Genomic DNA, 18745 nt, shown 5'->3' on the forward strand with positions numbered 1-18745 from the left:
CTTATCGGGCCTTCAGTTGCGGGAAATCAGCGTGCCCACGCCTTCATCGGTAAAGATTTCCAGCAGGCAGGCATGGGCAACCCGGCCGTCAATGATGTGCGACGTGCGAACGCCGTTCTCCACCGCGCTCAGGGCACAACGGATCTTGGGCAACATGCCGCCGTGGATGGTGCCATCCTCGATCAGGTCGTTGACCTGCTTGGCGGTGAGCCCCGTCAGCACCTTGTCTTCCTTGCTCTTCAGGCCCGAGACGTTGGTCAGCAGAATCAGTTTCTCCGCCTTCATGGCTTCGGCCACCTTTCCGGCAACCAGATCGGCGTTGATGTTGTATGAGGCCCCGTCCGGGCCCACGCCAATCGGCGCAATCACCGGGATCACATTGCTGCGGGTGAGCATGTCGATCACATCGACATTCACGCTCGCCACTTCGCCCACATGACCGATATCGATTATCTCCGGACGCTCCAGCTCCGGTGAGCGGTTCACTACCTCAAGCTTGCGGGCCCGGATCAGGTTGGCGTCCTTACCGGTCAGGCCAACCGCGGTGCCACCGTGGGCGTTGATCAGAGAGACGATCTCCTTGTTCACCTGGCCGCCAAGAACCATCTCCACCACATCCATGGTTTCGGCATCGGTCACCCGCATGCCATTGACGAAACGGGACTGGATATTGAGCCGTTCCAGCAGCTCGCCAATTTGCGGCCCGCCGCCGTGCACAACGATCGGGTTGATGCCCACCAGTTTCATCAGCACGACGTCGCGAGCGAAGCTGCTCTTGAGATCCTCGTTTTCCATGGCGTTACCGCCGTACTTGATGACCACGGTCTTGCCGGTGAATCTCTGTATGTAGGGCAGACCCCGGCTTAATACCGAGGCCACCTGCATTGCGGTTTCACGATCCAGTGCCATGTTCCTGCCTTCGCAATCCTGATTGAATGGGTTACCCGGGGTTTTCACCCCGGAGTCAGAAATCCGTGACCACGTCCGGTGCCACCTTCTGCAGCTGTTCCCGGAAAACTGTCTTGATGCGCTCCAGAGCCGCCTCGGTCTCCGCTTCAAACCGGAGGACCAGCACCGGGGTGGTGTTCGAGGCCCGACACAGGCCCCAGCCATCGGCATAGTCGACCCGGATGCCGTCGATGGTGCTGATGTTGCCATCGCCGAATTCGCCGGTCTCCGCCAGGCGCGCAACAATGTCGAACTTCGAGCTTTCCGTCACGTCAACGTTGAGTTCGGGCGTGCTGATGTCCTCCGGGAAATCCTCGAAGACATCATCACTGTGACGGTCCTCGATACCGAGAATTTCCAGCAGGCGAGCAGCAGAATACAGGCCGTCGTCAAAGCCGTACCAGCGCTCCCCGAAGAAGATATGGCCACTCATCTCACCGGCCAGTAGCGCCCCGGTTTCCTTCATCTTGGCCTTCATCAGGGAGTGGCCGGTTTTCCACATGATCGGACGGCCACCGGCCTCGGAGATCACACCCGCCAGGCGCCGGCTGCACTTCACGTCGTACAGGACGTCGGCGCCGGGATTGCGGGACACCACGTCCCGGGCGAACAGCATCATCAGACGATCAGCCCAGATGATCTTGCCGGAATTGGTCACCACACCCAGGCGGTCTCCGTCGCCATCAAACGCGAGGCCGATATCCGCCTTTTCCGAGCGCACCCGCTCAATCAGGTCCGCCAGGTTCGCTGGCTTGCCCGGGTCCGGATGATGGTTGGGAAAATCGCCATCAACGTCGCAGTACAGGGGGATCACCTCGCAACCCAGTTCCTCGATCAGCATGGGGCCCAGCTCGCCCGCGATACCGTTGCCGGCATCAACCACCACTTTCAGGGGCGCGGCAACCGCGATATCGCCCACAATCCGGTCGAGGTAAGCCCTGCGCACGTCTTCATTGCTCTGGCTGCCCTGGCCGCTGGCGAAATCACCGGTCTGTGTGCGCTGGTAGAGTTTCTCGATGGCTTCGCCGGAGAGCGTTTCGCCGCCGAGCATGATTTTCAGGCCGTTGTAGTTGGCCGGGTTGTGACTGCCGGTGACCATAACTCCGGAACCCGTACCAAGCTCGTGGGTGGCAAAGTACAGAACCGGGGTGGGCACCGCCCCAACATGGATCACATCGCAGCCCGTCGACATGACACCCCGGGCCAGTGCGTTGGCAAGCTCAGGACTGGAATGCCGGCCGTCATAGCCGATACAGAGCCGGTCAACCCCTCGCTCCCTGGCCTCGGAACCGATGGCCCGGCCAATGACCTGTACTCCCTCGGCGGTCAGGCTATCGCCGACAATTCCGCGGATGTCGTAGGCCCGGAAGATATCGCGAGACAGCGCCACTTCTGGTAATGCTACATCCTCAACCTCGGGCGTGTCCTCGGAGCCGAAGACGGTATCCTCGCCGCTACCAAAACCGAGTACGTCCTCGTCTCCGTCAAGCATATCAATGTCCAGCATATCCTTGTCCTGGAACAGCGGCTCGTCTGCGCCCTCGGTGCCACCGGGCCTGGGCTTCGCTGCACCGCCCTTGGGCCTGGCCGATTCTCCGGCCTTGGCCACGCGCTTATCGACCACCTGGGACAAGCGGAACAGCACCTCACCGGTTGACGCCGCCATATCCCAGCGGAACGCCGGCAACTTGACCCGCTCGCCACTGAACACCTTGTGGGCCCACTGAATGAGAACGCTCATGTCCTGGCGGAGGCCCTTCTGGGCGCCACCGAGCAGGACCCAGACCACAATCGCAGCCAACAGGGCGGGAACGCCAACCAGCAGGGCCAGCAGAACAATATCAACCGGTGGCTGCGGGCTTTTGGCCGGGGTGTAGGTTACGGTCCAGTCGGGGTTGGTCAGGGGGCGGGATGCTGCCGGGCCCGAGCCACTGCCACTGCTGATCACGGTGCGCGAAGTGCCGGAGACGGTCTGCACCAGCGCGAGCTGGCCACCGAGGGGCTGGTTGACCACTTGCAGCAGCGGCTGGATGCGGGCGGTATCGAAAATCACCAGCAGGCTGCCAATAACCGCGTTGCTGTTGGGATTGCGCACCGGCGCGGCCATCTGTACAAACCACCGGTTATCCCGCGGGAAGGCGTCTGGATAAAGCGGTTGCCCGGTCTCGGCCCGGCGCGCCAACTCCAGCCCGGAAAAGCCCAGAAGGCCCTCTCCGCCGGCGGTCCTCGGGACCTCCCGATAGGGGAACAGGTGAACCGCCTCAATACCCGGCAAGGCACTGAGCAGCTGGCGCTCGGTGGCATCAAGGTTGCCGGTGGTCGTTAGCGCCGCCCTTACATGGGGCTGGCTGGCGAGCCCGCCGACGCTCTGCTGCAACTGTTCAAAGTACTGGTTCAGACGAAGGGCGGCGGCGTCCACCTCCAGCGTCCGGAGAGATTCGAGTCGATCCCGGGCCGAAGGCTGCACCACCATAAATTGCAGCAGCGCAATCGCAAGCACGCCGGCCAGAAGAACCACCAGCGACTGGTTTACCGCCACCGAATTGAGCCGCTTGAGCTTTGGGCCGGCTGGCTTGGCTTTGCCTATCTTGCCCGTCGTCTTGTCCGGTTTCCCGCTCACCGACGCCTCGGCCGTCTTCTTCTTACCCAGCTTCATAGTCCATCCTGCAGTTGTAATTTTTTCGTCCTGGACAAACAGTTATCCGCAAAGTATAGACGCCGGCCCCCTGTTCTGCGTGGCCGGCCAGTCAATCACGCCGTGCCGGTGGAGCCGAAGCCACCGTCACCGCGGGCACTGGCATCGAATTCCGAGACCACCTCGAAGTCGGCCTGCACCACGGGCACCAGCACCAGCTGTGCCAGACGCTCGCCCACGTTCAGGGTGAACGCGGTCTGGCCGCGGTTCCAGCAGGACACCATCAGTTCGCCCTGGTAGTCGGAATCAATCAACCCCACCAGGTTACCCAGCACAATCCCGTGCTTGTGGCCCAGGCCACTTCGCGGCAGGATCATGGCCGCCAGCGACGGATCGGCGATGTGAATGGACAAGCCGGTGGGGATCAGCTGGGTGTCACCCGGGGCCAGGGTCACCGGTTCTTTCAGGCAGGCGCGCAGATCAAGACCGGCGGAGCCTTCCGTTGCATACTCCGGAAACGGAATCTGGTTGCCGATGCGGTCATCGAGAATTCGTACCTGCAGATTTTTCCTGATCATGGGACATCCTGTTGCAATGGCTGCTGAGAGACCTGTTAAAGACGCTCGGCGATCATTGCGATCAACCGCCGGGCAATGCGTGTTTTGGTATCCGGCCCGATCGATTCCTGGCCGCCGGGCCAGAACACGGTCACCGCGTTGTTCTCGCTGTTGAAGCCCAGGCCGGGCGCGGAGACATCGTTGGCGACAATCATGTTCAGTTTTTTACGTTGCAGCTTGTCGGTGGCATAACGGGCCACGTCGCTGGTTTCGGCGGCAAACCCGACGGTAAAAGGCGCATCTTCACGACCGGCAATGGTGGCCAGGGTATCCGGATTGCGCACCAGGGGCAGCGACATGGCTTCACTGGATTTCTTGATCTTGTCGCCGGCACAGGTTTCCGGGCGGTAGTCGGCCACGGCCGCCGTCGCGATGAACAGGTCGCAGCCCTCATCCACCGCGCCCGAGGCCTCACGAAGCATGTCTTCGGCTGTCATTACCTGACGCACCTCTACACCCGCCGGGGGCGCCAGAGTGACCGGACCGCTGATCAGGACAACTCTCGCTCCAGCCTGCCGGGCAGCGGCGGCCAGTGCATAGCCCATCTTCCCCGAGCTGTGATTGCTGATGTAGCGCACCGGATCAATCGGCTCCCGGGTGGGGCCGGCGGTAATCACCACGGTTTTGCCAAACAGGGCCGCACCGTCGACCGAAGCGCCCTGCTCCTGTACCCGTTGGGCAAGTGCCACGGGCTCAAGCATACGACCAGGCCCAGTATCGCCGCAGGCCTGATCACCCTGGTCCGGCCCCCAGAGTTCGATCTGGGGATCCTGCTCCAGCAGCCGGAGGTTTCTCTGGGTGCGGCCATTGCGCCACATGGCCTGGTTCATGGCGGGGGCGACGGCAATCGGGGCTTCGGTGGCACAGCAGACGGTGGTCAGCAGGTCATCGGCCATGCCCTGGGCCAGCCGGGCGATAAAATCGGCAGACGCCGGGGCGATGACCACCAGATCGGCCCACTTGGCCAACTCGATGTGCCCCATGCCGGCCTCGGCTTCCGGATCCAGCAGTGAGGTTCGCACCGGTTCGCCACTGAGCGCCTGGAACGTCAACGGGGTCACAAACGCTTCCGCGCCCCGGGTCAACACCACGCGAACCTCATGGCCCGCCTTTTTCAACTGACGAACCAGGTCGGCACTCTTGTAGGCGGCAATGCCACCCGTCACTCCCAGGAGGATCTTTCTGGCGGCCATGAAGGCTCCGATTCCATATGAAAATAAAGGCTTATAAGATAGCATGCTCTGGCCGGCACAACAGCCCGGTTAGCCCGGCACAGACCAACAGATTGTCCGTTTTTCGGTAAACGACGCCATACCCGGAGCAGGATGCCCCGGTTCACACCTGACAACGCAAGGAAGCCGATATGCCTCTATCCGACTGGCCCACGGACGAACGTCCGAGGGAACGCCTGCTCACCCACGGTGCCCAGACCCTCTCCGATGCGGAGCTTCTGGCCATTTTCCTGCGCACCGGAACCACGGGCACGCCGGTAATGGCCCTGGCGCGTCATCTGATCGACGAATTTTCCGGGCTGCGAGGGCTGCTCACCGCCTCCCGCCGGCAATTCTGCGAGGTGCGAGGCCTGGGCACCGCCAAGTACGCCCAGGTTCAGGCCGCCATGGAAATGGCCCGCAGGGTCATGGACGAGCCCCTGCGCCAGGGCGATCCGCTGCGGTCTCCAGAGGATACCCGGCGTTTTCTCACCAGCCGGCTGGGCACCTACCCCCACGAAGTGTTTGCCGGCCTTTTCCTGGATAACCGGCACCGGGTCATCCAGTACCGGGAACTGTTCCGGGGCACCATTGACGGAGCTGCGGTGTATCCTCGTGAAGTGGTTCGACAGGCGCTGGAGGATAACGCCGCCGCCGTGATCTTCGCCCACAACCACCCGTCGGGCGTCGCCGAACCCAGTCAGGCGGACATCTCACTGACCCGCCGTCTGAAGGAAGCCCTGGGGCTGGTGGATATCAGGGTTCTTGACCATATGGTTGTGGGGCACGGTGAGGTAATATCCCTGGCTGAACGGGGTTTGATGTAACGCCCGGGCGGCATGAGGTGCGGACCGTGTACACGGGTACCGGAAAACTGGCCAAATTCCCAACAATTTTTTGCGTTGGGGGTCGAGTTCTGGTATAAAAGCGTCCCTTTCTGGCGGCGTCTGGCGAGCAGCGTTCAGTTTAGAGGCGCGAACGGGGGCTGAATGGCACCCGAGCAACCAGAGACGCATTAAAAACGAATTCGTATTATTAAGACCATTGCTCAGGTCGGAGGCAAGTATGTCCAGAGTTTGTCAGGTTACCGGTAAGCGCCCGCTGTCCGGTAACAACGTTTCCCACGCGATGAACCACACTCGTCGTCGTTTTCTGCCGAATCTGCAGAACCATCGTTTCTGGGTTGAGTCCGAGAAGCGCTTCGTGAAGCTGCGCGTTTCCACCAAGGGCATGCGCATCATCGACAAAAAAGGCATTGACGCTGTGCTGGCCGATCTTCGTGCCCGCGGCGAGAAATTCTAAGGAGCCGCATCATGCGCGAGAAAATCAAGCTGGTTTCATCAGCAGGTACTGGTCACTTCTACACGACCAAGAAGAACAAGCGTAACACTCCGGAAAAAATCGAGATCAAAAAGTACGATCCGGTTGTCCGCAAGCACGTTGCGTACAAGGAAGCCAAGATCAAATAATTGATCCGGCGACCTGACAAAAACCCGGCCTTGTGTCGGGTTTTTTATTACCCGGAGAAAAGTTACCCGAAGAAAAGTTACCTGAAAAAAACTGCCAGAAAAAAACCCGGCATAAAGCCGGGTTTTTTCGGGTCAAACGTGTGGAACAACAACTCAGAACTTCAGCAGGGCACCCAAAAACAGGGTGTCCACGTTCTCGTAATCGCCGGCATCACGGTCCAGTGAGTTGGCGTTGTAGCCAGCGTAGGCGCTGAAGTACTTCACCGGCGTGTAGACATAGCCCACACCGACGGTTTGCGCCGAGTCACCCTCGGCTACCCGGTCAGAGGCTTCCATCAGGTGGATGTCCATGGCATGGTTGCCGGTCTTGTAGCCCAGCTTCACGAGGTAGAAATCCGAATCCGGATTGGCGGGGTTATCGTCGCTGGCGGTCGAGTATGCGCCGGTGACGTTAACACCGCTGTCGTGCAACCAGGATACCGATCCACCGATGATATCGAGCTTGTCAGCAACGCCGCCCACGTCTTTGCTGGAATACCCCAGAGCCGCGATCACCTTTCCACCGAGCTCGCCACTGAAACGTGCACCCAGTTCGGTCACGTCGTCGTCTCCGCTCTTGGTGCCCTGACTGACGGCCAGCTTGATCGGACCAACGCTCGGCAGATCATAGCGAACGCGGGTGTAGCGGCTTTCAAAATCCTGGTTGCTCATGGCGCTGCTGAACTGTACGGCGTCAGCCGTCGACTCATCGACGAAGCTCAGGCCGCCACCGATCAGGGCCGGGTTGGCGTAAGAAATCACAGCTGTGCCGGAGAGATCCTGCTCGATGTTACCGTTGGCAGCGCCATCGCCCTGGCCCACCGACACCTTGCCGAAAGCACCGGCCAGGTAAATGTTCAGGTGACGCTCATTGAACTCGCCGGATACAGTGCGAACGTCCTCGGAAACCGCATTCGAGGCGTTAACCTGGTACTCCAGCTCAACATGGGCGCCCACGGATAGGCCGGTATCGGCCACGTCACCGCTGATCCGGACACCGGCGCGGCTGGCGCTGTTGTCGTTATCGGCGGTATAGGTCTTGGTACCGGCGGCTGAGTCCGTCACCATCACACCAAGGTTGATCTGACCATAGGGGTCCACGGTCACGTTGTTCACCGATGCCTGGGCCAGGACGCCTGTGGAGGTAACACCGCAGGCAATTGCGACAATTGCAGAACGAAGTTTGTTTTGTTTATTCACAGAATTGCTTCCCGATTTATTTTTTGTTGGACGACAGGCCGGAAGTGCCTGCACCGCTTATCGTTGTTCAGGGCCGGACAGGGCTAAAACAGGCCGGCGCCGAAAGAAACATGGCAAGGTTTGCGCCAAGTCCAGCAGGCGGGGAAAGCATTGGCCGATCTTTCGATTTTTCAGTTGGTTAGATTGTCAGCACCGCCATTCGCAGCCCACCAGGGGTCACTTCAATGGGTGTTATTCCACCCAAAGTCGCGAAATTCAGGGGTGAATTTCCACCCATTCTGTCGGGGTTTGCGAGCCAGGTTTTCCGGAGATGCTCAGAACTTTTCCAGGTAGCCTTCCGGCAGGGCCACGTCCATGGCAATGGGCAGGTGATCAGAGACTGGATAGCTGACCACCTCCGAGCGCCGGATCTCCAGCGACGGGCTCACCAAAATGTGGTCCAGGGCCTTCTCCGGGCGCCAGCTCGGAAAGCTGTGGGCAGTGTCTGGAAGAGGAACCAGGTCGGTTTCCTTCAGAGGGGTCTGGGTGAGAAGCTGCTCGGCGTGGGCGTTCATATCACCCATCAGCACCACGTGCTGGTAATCGGCAATCAGCTCTCGGATATAACCCAGCTGACGCTGCTGAGCCGCCTTGCTCAGGGACAGGTGCATCAGAACCAGCACCAGCGGGTCATGCTCGGTGCCGTAGCGGGCGATGATGGCACCACGGCCGGGTATCAGGCCGGGCAGCTTGTGTTCGGTGACATCAAGTGGCCGATACCGGCTCAGCAGGCCGTTGCTGTGCTGGGCGATCTGCCCGAGATTGCGGTTCAGCTGCTGGTACCAGTACGGAATGCCGGCGGCCTCGGCGAGGTACTGAACCTGATTGATGTAGCCGCTGCGCAGGCTGCCCCCGTCGCACTCCTGCAGGGCCACCACGTCGTACCCCCGAAGCAGCGAGGCGATGCGGTCGAGATTCTCGATGCGATTGCGGTGAGGCAGGATGTGCTGCCAGCTTCGGGTCAGGTAGTGCCGGTAGGACGAAGTATTGATGCCCACCTGGATATTGAAGGTCAGCAGGCGGATGTGCCGATGCGGCTCGAATTCCGGCACATGCTCCGTGCCGGAGCAGGCGCCCCTCGGGGCGCCATCCGTTTTCAGAATGCCGTTCAGCTGTTGTCGGATACGCTTGTACATAGGGGCAGTCTCAACCGGCCGGCCACCCAGATTTCCCGGCGTCCAGAGAGACGACGGTTATTGGACCTCTCCACGCTCCTTGGCAACAAGATAGTCCACCACGTCCAGAACCGCCTCATGGCTGCCGGCCATGGATGCAGTCACGGTGTACTTGCCATTAACCAGCATAGTCGGAGTTCCGGTCACGCGCGCGCCCCGAATCTTTGACTGCGCCTTCTGGACCCTGGCGTTCACGCCAAAGCTCTTGTAATTCTTCAGAAACTCTTCCCGGTCCACGCCGTGCTGGGCCACAAAGTCCGCCAGCGCCTCCGGGGTGTTCAGCGGACGGCGCTCTCCGGCCAGGGCCTCAAACAGCGCATCGTGGACCTTCTCCCGCTGACCCATGGCTTCCAGGGCATAAAATGCGTAGGCGTGGGGTTCCCAGCTGCGCCCCAGAGCGGCTGGAATTTTCACGAAGTTGACGTACTCTGGCGCGTTGGCTTCCCAGTTCTCCACCAGTGGCTTGAAGTTATAACAGTGCGGACAGCCGTACCAGAAGATCTCGGCCACCTCGACTCCGGAGTCGCTACTGGTGCGCACCGGATTGTCCAGCCGGTTGTAGTGGGTGCCTTCCTGCCACTCGGCGGCATTGGCCAGCGCGGAAACACCCACGGTCAGCAACGCCAGCAGGGCCAGTCTGAAGAATCGAATCATGAAAAATCTCCGCTCATCTGAATATCTCGTCGGGGGATTATGACCTACCGGGGCTGAAAAGTTCCACACGCCGGCGGTTACAGAGTTGAAAGGGCATAAAAAAACCCCGCGTGACGCGGGGTTTTCAGGCTGGAGCCGCCGGCTCAGTTGAGACCGGAAATGTAGCTTGAAACAGCCTCAATCTCAGCATCGGTCAGCTTGGCCGCCACATCCATCATGATGGAAGCGTTGAGCCCTGAGTCGCGGGTACCATCGCGATAGGCCTTCAGCTGTTTGGAAACATACTCGGCATTCTGGCCGCCCAGATGCGGGTAACCGGCGGGCTCGTTGCCCTTACCCTGAGGGTTATGGCAGCCGGCACAGGCTGGCACGCCGGTGGCCAGGTTGCCGCCACGGTACAGTTGAGCGCCTGCATCCACCAGATCAGGATCGGCCTGGCTGACAATCATCTCCTGGCTGTCAAAGTAGGCCGCCAGGTCCTGCAGATCCTGGTCCGACATGTTATCCAGAAGGCCGGTCATTTCAGGAATCATGCGTTCCTGGCTCTTGATCAGGGTCAGCTGGTTGTACAGGTAACGCTCACCCAGCTCAGAGAGCTTGGGGTACACACCCATCACCGGCTTCTGGCCACCCTGACCATGACACCCGGCACACACCGCCGCGTTCTGCTCGCCTGCCTGAGGATCTCCTGCCCCGTGGGCCATCGCCGTCAGGCCCAAACCGAGAACAACTCCTGCGATCAGTTTTTTCATGCTCGCTCCGCTTCTCTCATCTTTTTAAAAGGTATTCTTCGTCGTACAACCGGCAGGCGCTGACCAGGCAGGCTCAAGACCGGGGCTGACAGCGGTCGCGCTCAGCGCTCCGCCCGGAATTGGTGTAGCATTATACATTAATCCCTGATAACTGAAATCCAAAGGAAAGCCAACCGCTGTGGACCCCGAACTGACCTCCAAAAGCCTCTCCTTCAACAGCGCCCGGTTCCTGATCAGCGCCTCCCGCCTGGACGAATGTCCGCCGGACATCGGTGCCGAAGTAGCGTTCGCCGGCCGCTCCAATGCCGGCAAATCCAGCGCGCTGAACGCCATCACCGCCAACGGCAAGCTGGCCCGTACCAGCAAAACGCCGGGCCGGACCCGGCTGATCAACTTTTTCTCTCTCAACCGGGAACAATGCCGGCTGGTGGACCTGCCCGGCTATGGCTACGCCAAGGTCTCCCGGGACATGAAAGACGACTGGCAGGAACATCTGGGTCACTATCTGAACGATCGGCGCTGCCTGCGCGGCCTGGTTCTGGTGATGGACATTCGCCACCCGCTCACGGATTTCGACCAAATGATGGTGGAATGGTGCGAACATAACAACCTGCCGCTGATGATTCTCGCCACCAAGGCCGACAAGCTGAAATTCGGACAGGCGAAAACCAGCATGCTGACCATTGGCAAGAAGCTGCAGTCGTTCCAGTGCGTCGAGCATCTGATCATGTTTTCGGCCACCTCAAAACGGGGTGTGGACGAATGTCGGGACGCCCTCACCGCCTGGCTGGAGAGCGACTGACCGCTCAGAGCGTCCCGCCGGGCTCGATCCGGTAACCCAGGTCGATCACCCGGGGCTCAGGGCCCGCGCCGGAAATTCGGGCCAGCAGGGTTTCTGCGGCCCTGCGACCCACGTCCTCCCGGGGGGTTACCACGCTGGCCAGCCTGGGCACCATCACCTGGCCCACATCATGGCCATGAAAGCCGGCAATGGCCATCCGCTCGGGCACCGCGATCCCCTGACGCTGGCATTCGAAAAAGGCACCGATGGCCACGTCGTCGTTGGTACAAAAGATGGCGTCGGTGTCTGGCGCCTCACTCAGTATTTGTTCAAGAAGGGTTGCACCGACACTGAATGAGGAGCGTTGCTCGCTGCGCAGGGTCACCGGCGTCAGCCCCCGTTCTTCCATGGCCCGGTTGTAGCCTTCCTGGCGCTGCAGCGTCCGGGCATCAAGCCGCACGGCCAGATAGACCACACGACGGCGCCCCCGATCGAGCATGGCCCGGACCATGTCATAGGCGGCCTGCACATTGTCGAAACCGACGGCCTGCTCGAAGGGCTGAGTATGGGTATCCATGATCTCCACGGTGGGCACCCCCGCCGTACCCAGCATTCTGAGGGTGCGGTCAGTATGGTGGCTCTCGGACAGGATCACGCCGTCCACGTTGTACGAGAGCAGTGAGGCCAGACTCCGCTCCTCAATCTCCGAGCTGTACCCGTAGTGCGCCAGCATCAGGTGATACCCGGCGGGCTCGGTAATCGACTCAATGCCCTTGATCACATCCGCGAAGACCTGGTTGGTCAGTGAAGGCAGGAGCACGCCGATAGCGTGGCTGGTGGACTTTGACAGCAGGTCCGGCGCGCGGTTCGGAATGTAGCCCAGGGCTTCGGCCTCTGCAAAAATGCGCTCCCGCATTCGTTCGGAAACGTTGTCGCCGCCGCGGAGACACCGGCTCACGGTCATCTTGGTAGCGCCAACCCGATCGGCAATGTCCTGCAAAGTGGGGCGTCTTTTCTTCACCATTCGATTTTCCTGAAACGACTGGGCCCCCATGATACGCGAGCCATCACCGTTCGGCTCCACCAACGCCGGCGCCGGATCCCAGCGAGCGCAGGCACAAGTCAACGATGCGCTCAGGCGGTTCTCGAACGTCTACCACAAGCACATCGGGCTCAGATTCAGGCTCTGGTTCCTCGAGGGTCTCAAACTGACTCTCGAGCATCGCGCGACCATTGAAGTAATGGTCTGTGCGGCTGGCGTGTCGGGACCAGATGGTGTCTATATCTCCACGAAGGTAGACGAAGCGCACTTCGGCGTTACCAGATCGCAGTCGGTCCCGATAATCCCGCTTTAGCGCCGAACAGGCGAGCACGAGCCCAGAGTCCTGCCTTCGGATCAGCCCGGCAAGATCGCTCAGCCAACCGCTGCGATCAGCGTCGGTTAGTGGCCTGCCACTGGCCATCTTTGCGACATTGGCCGGGCTGTGGAAATCATCGGCATCAAAGAAGGGGACCTCAAGTTCATCTGCCAGACGCCCGCCGATGAGACTTTTTCCGCACCCGGACACACCCATCACAACAATCCTCAGCGCAGTCATGTCATTGCCACCATAACGCCAGCTGAGGAAACGCGATCAGCAGACCGAGCGCGACAATCTGAAGCGCAATGAACGGCAACAGCGACCGGAAAATCTCACCCAGGGAAATGTCTTTGGGCGTCACGGTTTTCAGATAGAAAGCCGCCGGCCCGAACGGAGGTGACAGGAAGGACACCTGCATGTTCATGCAGAACACCACGCCGAACCAGATCGGGCTGTAACCAAGCTCCACCACAATGGGTACGAAGATCGGCATGGTCAGCAACGCCACGCCGACCCAATCCAGGAACATACCCAGTATCAACAGGATCAGCATCATGAACAGGATCGTCGCCAGTCCGTCACCGCCGCTGACGGTGAAGACCAGCTCGCGGACAAACTCGATGCCGCCCATCAGGTTGTACACGCCCACCAGGGCGGTGGCACCAATACCGATCCAGATGATCATCCCACATACCCGCAGGGTACTGATGGTGGCCTTCTGCACCATCGGCAGCGACAGCTCCCCGCGAATCCAGGTACTGATCGCGATGCCCAGAACCCCCAGCGCCGAGGCTTCGGTCACAGACGCGATGCCTCCGTAGATACTGCCAAGAACCACAACCACCGACAGAATCGGAAACAACAGGGCTTTGAAGAAGTTGGGCGCGGGACGCTCTGGTTCATCACTGTCAGCGGGAATGGGTGCCAGTTCCGGTTTCAACCAGACCCGGACCAGAACATACCCCATGTAGAGAAGCGCCAGAATCAGTGCCGGTAGAAATGCGCCCTTGAACAGGTCGCCGATGGAGACGTTGGCAGTCAGGCCATAGATAATCAGAACAATACTCGGTGGCAGCATCGTGCCCAGGGCACCACCGGCACAGGTGGTCCCGATAGCCAGCCGGCGATCGTACCCCAGGCGCAGCATCTGGGGCAGTGCCAGAATACCCAGCAACACCGTCTCGCCACCAATGACCCCTGACATGGACGCCAGAATCACCGCCACCACCAGAGTCTGCAGGGCAACACCGCCATGGAGCTTGCGGCCAACGCGGGCCATGGCGTCGAACAGATCCCTGGCAATCCCCGAGTGATCCAGCAGCGACGCCATGAGCACGAACATCGGGACGGCCAGGAACACATAGTTGCCGATGAAGCTGTACAGCCTACTGCTGACAATTGGCAAGGCATCCGGGCCAAACCAGCCCAACGCGAAGATCAGCGCCACCAGGCCGGTGGCGAACGCGAGTTGCATTCCGGTCAGCAGCAACACGATCAGCAACAGCAGCATGATCAGGCTGCCGTAACCGATGCCCAGGGCGGCCAGTTCAAACATGGTCGGTCTCCCCCCCTTGAACCGGGCGTCGCAGGTCCCTGATCAGGTGCAACACGAACTGGACCATCATGATAATGATGGCCACCAGAATGATTACCTTGAGAAACGCCGGGAATGGCGGATTCCAGGCGGAACCCGAGGTCTCCAGCCGCCAGCCACCCCAGGGCGCCCGCACGGCACCTTTGGCCATGAACCAGCTGGCGTAGAGCATCATCGCGCAGAAGGCCAGGCCACACAGGTGGTGAAACACCCGCAACCAGCGCTGGGTCTTGGGTGACACAGCGTCATAGACCAGCACGATTCGCACGTGGCGATCCGTGGCCAGGGCGTAAAGCCCGCCCAGGACGAACAAGGTGGCTCCGGCGAAGGTAACGGTTTCATGAACCCAGAGTGTTGGCGAATCGAAAACGTATCTCCGTACGATCTCGTAAAAGGAAACCACCACGATCAATGCAAACACCAGGCTCAGTTTCTTGCCGAGCCAGACAATGGCCCGGTCCAGGCCGGTGAATCCGACATCCTCGTCGGATTCGGGCAGCAGATCCTGACGGTCCGGACCCGGCTCCGGTTGGGCCGTACTTTGTGCAGAAGACATAGGCTACTCCGAGCGCCGGTCAGACAGTAACTGGCCGGCGCCTGATGGCGTGACTCGGTTGTCAGAGCAGGCCCTGGGATTCCAGGTAGCTGGTTACCGACTTGTAGACTTTCTCGGCGTTGGGGGACTGTTCGGCGTACTTCTTCCACTGGTCCCGGGCAATAGTGCGGAATTTCCGACGCTCCTCAGCCGACCAGTCATGTACCGTGATGTCGGGATTGGCCCGGGCCTTCTTGACCGCTTTCTTGTCGGCCATGGCCAGCCGGGTGCTGATATCCTGGGCAAAGTCACGGGCTGACACCGTCATGATGGCCTGGATATCCTCCGGAAGCTTCTCCCACTCCTCCAGGTTCATGGCAATCTCGATCAGCGGCAGCGAATGGAAACCGGGGTAGACCGGGTGTGGCGCAATTTCATGCAGGCCAGCCTCGTGGTTGGTGGAGAACACCGTGTAGTCCGCGGCATCAATCACCCCTTTGCTGAGGGCCGTGTACACTTCCGAGCCCGGCAGGTTCACCGGTGCGGCGCCAGCGGCGGCAAACACCGACTGCACAAGGCCTTCCGGGGCGCGCATCTTCAGGCCCTGCAAGTCATCGACGCCATTCAGCGGCTTCTTCGACACGAAGGACTCCAGCCCGGTGCCGCCACCACCCACAAACTTCACGCCATAAGGGGCGTAAAGCTCGTTCATCAGCTCATAGCCACCGCCATAGTTGATGTAATCGATCAGTTGATCCGGGCTTGACCACGCCCCAACGGTATTGCCAATCAGACCGAAGGCGGGATCCTTACCGGAAAAGTAACCTGTCACGGAAACATGGCCGTCCAGAACACCCATGTTCATGGCGCCGAGAGTTTCGGTATGGCTGACAACGCTACCCACGGGCAACAGGTCGATAGCTACGCGACCACCGGTCATTTCTTCGACGCGGTCAGCCCATTCCTGCTGGATCTGAAAATTCTTGACGCCGGAGGGGTCGGATGACTGGAACTTGAAGGTGTAATCGGCCGCAACGGCACTCACTGCGAAGGTCGCAGACAGCAGGCCTGCGGCAACTCGGGTCAGAAACATGGTCGGATCTCCTGATTGTTGTTTTGCCGGCGTATGTTACCGGTAACATCTGCAGACTATCGAATTCGCAAACCACTTACAAGCCCGGGGAGATTACGGAGAGAGGCGCGGGATAACCCGGCTCAAAAAAAACCGGCCTGCCATAGGACAGACCGGTGAAACGTCAGGGTTTGCGACGTGCTAAAACCTGAGAACTCACTCAGGAGACGCAAGGAATGTCCGAATTCCCAACGTCACTTCTTTGAGTCGCCCAGTCCTCAAAAGTTCCGGAAATGTTCATTTTTTGACCGTTATTTCGGTTTTCACGTACATGTTATCAATCCGGCCTCGGGCAACGACGGCCGGTATTTCTCCCTCAGTGCCAGGACCTGAGAACGGTAGGCCGGCGTCAGGTAGGGCAGCTCGAGGGTCAATACCTGGTAGATGCCCTGCTTGAGCTCGGTCAATGACAGGCTGGCCGGCTCTTCCGCAGCATGGGCGGTTTTCAGGAACGCCATCCAGTTGGTGATCACCAGCCAAACGTTCAGGGACATGGCCGAGCGCAGATCTTCCTCCTGGGGCTCGATGATGCCGGCTTCGGCCAGCTTCTCGAAAATCCGGCTGATGGCCGCCAGGCAGCGATTGGTAAATTCACGGTAGTCTTCGCGCAGCCGCTGGTCGCTGTCGAGCAGGTACTCAAGATCCCGGTGGAAGAAACGGTAGCTCCACAGGCCGTCAAACACCGATTCCAGGTAGAAGGTCATGTCATCCAGGGTCATGGCCCGGTCTTCCGGAATATCCAGATAAAAATCCACCAGCTTTTCATACTCGAGAAAGATCTCGTAGATGATGTCGGACTTGTTGCGGAAGTGGTAATAGAGGTTCCCCGGCGAAATCGCCAGGTGCGCCGCAATATGGTTCGTGGTGACATTGCGTTCGCCCCGGTCGTTGAAGAGATCGAGGCTGGCCAGGAGTATCTTGTCTCTGGTTTTCATAGAGGTTTCGGCACGTGTTGTTGTGTCGTTCACAGATGGCCTGATTCGCCACCCGGCGTTGCTTGACTCACTAGAGTATATACTCTAATAATACCGTCATACGCAAATTGCGCACTTTTTCGCCAGCCGGGCCACCCCCGGTTCGGTCGGCTCACCCGGAGCCGATGCCGACAGGAGCAACAGGAGCAGGAGAGAGCATCATGGGAGCCACCGTTGTCCAGCTCACCGAGAGCAAGAAACAGATTCAGCACACCCACCGGGTGTTCGACGACCAGAAGAAAGCGTTTCGCAACAACCCCATGCCCTCTTTGACCGAGCGGCTGGAAAACCTGAAGCGGCTCAAGCGGGTGCTGCTGAACAACCAGGACCGCCTGCTCGACGCCATCGACCGGGATTTCAGCTGTCGGTCCCGGGACGAGTCCCTGATTGCCGAGGTAATGCCTTCCATCCAGGGCATCAATTACACCCTGAAGAACCTGTCCGGCTGGATGAAGCCGTCAAAGCGGCACGTCTCCGTTCTGTTCCAGCCGGCCAGCAACAAGGTGCACTACCAGCCCAAGGGTGTGGTGGGCGTGATTGTGCCCTGGAACTATCCGCTGTATCTGGCCGTGGGCCCGCTGGTAGCGTCTCTGGCCGCCGGCAACCGCACCATGATCAAAATGTCGGAATTCACACCGCACACCTCGGCCCTGTTCAAGGAGTTGATCGAGAGCAGCTTCGCCGAGGATCTGGTGTCGGTGATCACCGGTGAGGCCGATGTGGCCGCGGATTTCTCCTCTCGCCCGTTCGACCATCTCCTGTTCACCGGCTCTACCTCGGTGGGCAAGCTGGTCATGCGTGCCGCGTCGGAAAATCTGACGCCGGTCACTCTGGAGCTGGGTGGCAAGTCGCCGGCCATCGTGTCGCCGGACGTGCCGATGGAGGACGCCGCCCAGCGCCTCGCTTTCGGCAAGGCCTTCAATGCCGGCCAGACCTGCGTGGCACCGGATTACGTGCTGTGTCCGGCAGATCGCGTGCAAGCCTTCGTTGATGAGTTCCGCAAGCAATTCTCCGAGATGTATCCAAGCCTCCGGGATAACGACGACTACACCGCCATCATCAACGAGCGCCAGTACGACCGCCTGAAGGGCTACCTGGACGACGCCAAGGCGAAGGGTGCCGAGCTGCTGGAAATCAATCCCGCACGGGAGAACCTGAACGACGGAACCCGGAAGATTCCGCTGACGCTGGTACTGAAAACCACGCCGGACATGAAGCTGATGCAGGATGAGATCTTCGGGCCGATCCTGCCGGTGGTGAGTTACGGTAATCTGGATGAGGCCATCCACTACATCAATGACCGTCCGCGGCCCCTGGCCCTGTATTTCTTCGGCTACGACAAGGACCAGCAGCAGCAGGTTGTGGATCAGACCCACTCCGGCGGCATGTGCATCAACGACTCCCTGATGCACGTAGCCCAGGATGACCTGCCGTTCGGCGGCATCGGCGATTCGGGTATGGGCCATTACCATGGCAAGGAAGGGTTCCTCACCTTCTCCCATCACCGGGCTATTTTCACCAAGCAGAAGTTCAACAGCGGCAAGTTTGTCTATGCGCCCCACGGCACGGCGGCGCACAAGATGGTTTATAAGCTGTTTATTCGCTGATACTCAGGCCTTCCATAAAACA

19 protein-coding genes are annotated in these 18745 nt (G+C 60.0%); 5 read left to right on the plus strand and 14 right to left on the minus strand.

All coding sequences use genetic code 11. The annotated features are described in order from the left end of the window. Nucleotides 1–12 precede the first annotated feature (12 nt). The 4 genes from argB to coaBC all read right to left on the minus strand — a co-directional run bounded on the left by argB (nucleotide 13) and on the right by coaBC (nucleotide 5393). On the minus strand, nucleotides 13–909 hold the full coding sequence (argB, locus tag AC0J1C_RS15850; RefSeq protein ID WP_091988346.1) for an acetylglutamate kinase: 897 nt from the start codon (nucleotides 907–909) through the stop codon (nucleotides 13–15). Between the two features lie 55 nt (nucleotides 910–964). After that, nucleotides 965–3604 carry a phosphomannomutase/phosphoglucomutase gene (locus AC0J1C_RS15855; protein WP_473044751.1) on the minus strand — a complete coding sequence of 880 codons (2640 nt, stop codon included), beginning with the start codon at nucleotides 3602–3604 and terminating at the stop codon, nucleotides 965–967. 95 nt (nucleotides 3605–3699) lie between these two features. Further along, nucleotides 3700–4161, minus strand: coding sequence for a dUTP diphosphatase (gene dut / locus AC0J1C_RS15860; protein ID WP_473044753.1), 462 nt, complete (start codon nucleotides 4159–4161; stop codon nucleotides 3700–3702). A 35-nt stretch (nucleotides 4162–4196) separates the two neighbouring features. After that, nucleotides 4197–5393: a bifunctional phosphopantothenoylcysteine decarboxylase/phosphopantothenate--cysteine ligase CoaBC gene (gene coaBC, locus AC0J1C_RS15865; RefSeq protein ID WP_473044754.1), complete on the minus strand. Its 1197-nt coding sequence runs from the start codon at nucleotides 5391–5393 to the stop codon at nucleotides 4197–4199. Between the two features lie 170 nt (nucleotides 5394–5563). On the opposite strand from coaBC, the gene radC reads away from it, so the two are divergent. From radC to rpmG, 3 genes are all read left to right on the plus strand, one after another. Beyond that, a complete protein-coding gene (radC, locus tag AC0J1C_RS15870) occupies nucleotides 5564–6238 on the plus strand; it encodes a RadC family protein (RefSeq protein WP_473044755.1) in 675 nt (224 codons plus the stop codon). Nucleotides 6239–6476: 238 nt separating this feature from the next. Then, on the plus strand, nucleotides 6477–6713 hold the full coding sequence (rpmB, locus tag AC0J1C_RS15875) for a 50S ribosomal protein L28 (protein WP_091988362.1): 237 nt from the start codon (nucleotides 6477–6479) through the stop codon (nucleotides 6711–6713). A gap of 11 nt (nucleotides 6714–6724) precedes the next feature. Beyond that, the gene (gene rpmG / locus AC0J1C_RS15880; protein WP_008173465.1) at nucleotides 6725–6880 is read left to right on the plus strand and encodes a 50S ribosomal protein L33; all 156 of its coding nucleotides are present in this window, start codon (nucleotides 6725–6727) and stop codon (nucleotides 6878–6880) included. Nucleotides 6881–7033: 153 nt separating this feature from the next. On the opposite strand, the gene AC0J1C_RS15885 is transcribed toward rpmG, so the two are convergent. The 4 genes from AC0J1C_RS15885 to AC0J1C_RS15900 all read right to left on the minus strand — a co-directional run bounded on the left by AC0J1C_RS15885 (nucleotide 7034) and on the right by AC0J1C_RS15900 (nucleotide 10739). Further along, entirely contained in the window at nucleotides 7034–8119 is a 1086-nt protein-coding gene (locus tag AC0J1C_RS15885; RefSeq protein ID WP_473044756.1) for a porin, read from the minus strand. A 314-nt stretch (nucleotides 8120–8433) separates the two neighbouring features. Then, complete coding sequence (locus AC0J1C_RS15890) at nucleotides 8434–9294, minus strand: endonuclease/exonuclease/phosphatase family protein (protein ID WP_473044757.1); 861 nt, start codon at nucleotides 9292–9294, stop codon at nucleotides 8434–8436. 57 nt (nucleotides 9295–9351) lie between these two features. Then, complete coding sequence (locus AC0J1C_RS15895) at nucleotides 9352–9987, minus strand: thiol:disulfide interchange protein DsbA/DsbL (RefSeq protein WP_473044758.1); 636 nt, start codon at nucleotides 9985–9987, stop codon at nucleotides 9352–9354. 143 nt (nucleotides 9988–10130) lie between these two features. Further along, nucleotides 10131–10739 carry a c-type cytochrome gene (locus tag AC0J1C_RS15900; RefSeq protein WP_473044759.1) on the minus strand — a complete coding sequence of 203 codons (609 nt, stop codon included), beginning with the start codon at nucleotides 10737–10739 and terminating at the stop codon, nucleotides 10131–10133. 178 nt (nucleotides 10740–10917) lie between these two features. Here AC0J1C_RS15900 and yihA point away from each other — a divergent pair, with 178 nt between their 5' ends. Beyond that, nucleotides 10918–11541: a ribosome biogenesis GTP-binding protein YihA/YsxC gene (yihA, locus tag AC0J1C_RS15905; protein WP_473044760.1), complete on the plus strand. Its 624-nt coding sequence runs from the start codon at nucleotides 10918–10920 to the stop codon at nucleotides 11539–11541. A 4-nt stretch (nucleotides 11542–11545) separates the two neighbouring features. Here the strand turns inward: yihA and gntR are convergent, their stop codons facing one another. The 6 genes from gntR to AC0J1C_RS15935 form a co-directional block, all read right to left on the minus strand. Continuing rightward, nucleotides 11546–12544 (minus strand): gluconate operon transcriptional repressor GntR, encoded by a 999-nt coding sequence (gntR, locus tag AC0J1C_RS15910; protein ID WP_473044761.1) that lies wholly within the window; start codon nucleotides 12542–12544, stop codon nucleotides 11546–11548. A gap of 43 nt (nucleotides 12545–12587) precedes the next feature. Further along, nucleotides 12588–13118, minus strand: a complete 531-nt coding sequence (locus tag AC0J1C_RS15915) for a gluconokinase (RefSeq protein WP_473044763.1) — start codon at nucleotides 13116–13118, stop codon at nucleotides 12588–12590. Between the two features lies 1 nt (nucleotide 13119). After that, the gene (locus tag AC0J1C_RS15920) at nucleotides 13120–14436 is read right to left on the minus strand and encodes a TRAP transporter large permease (RefSeq protein ID WP_473044764.1); all 1317 of its coding nucleotides are present in this window, start codon (nucleotides 14434–14436) and stop codon (nucleotides 13120–13122) included. Continuing rightward, on the minus strand, nucleotides 14429–15031 hold the full coding sequence (locus tag AC0J1C_RS15925) for a TRAP transporter small permease subunit (protein ID WP_473044766.1): 603 nt from the start codon (nucleotides 15029–15031) through the stop codon (nucleotides 14429–14431). Before AC0J1C_RS15925 ends, AC0J1C_RS15920 begins: the two co-directional genes overlap by 8 nt. Nucleotides 15032–15092: 61 nt before the next feature. Then, nucleotides 15093–16103: a TRAP transporter substrate-binding protein gene (locus AC0J1C_RS15930; protein ID WP_473044767.1), complete on the minus strand. Its 1011-nt coding sequence runs from the start codon at nucleotides 16101–16103 to the stop codon at nucleotides 15093–15095. 302 nt (nucleotides 16104–16405) lie between these two features. After that, a complete protein-coding gene (locus AC0J1C_RS15935; protein ID WP_473044768.1) occupies nucleotides 16406–17077 on the minus strand; it encodes a TetR/AcrR family transcriptional regulator in 672 nt (223 codons plus the stop codon). A gap of 200 nt (nucleotides 17078–17277) precedes the next feature. Between AC0J1C_RS15935 and AC0J1C_RS15940 the strand changes: the two genes are divergently transcribed. Further along, nucleotides 17278–18723: a coniferyl aldehyde dehydrogenase gene (locus AC0J1C_RS15940; RefSeq protein ID WP_473044769.1), complete on the plus strand. Its 1446-nt coding sequence runs from the start codon at nucleotides 17278–17280 to the stop codon at nucleotides 18721–18723. The last annotated feature ends 22 nt before the right edge of the window (nucleotides 18724–18745 follow it).

This window comes from Marinobacter sp. E2 (assembly GCF_055755345.1).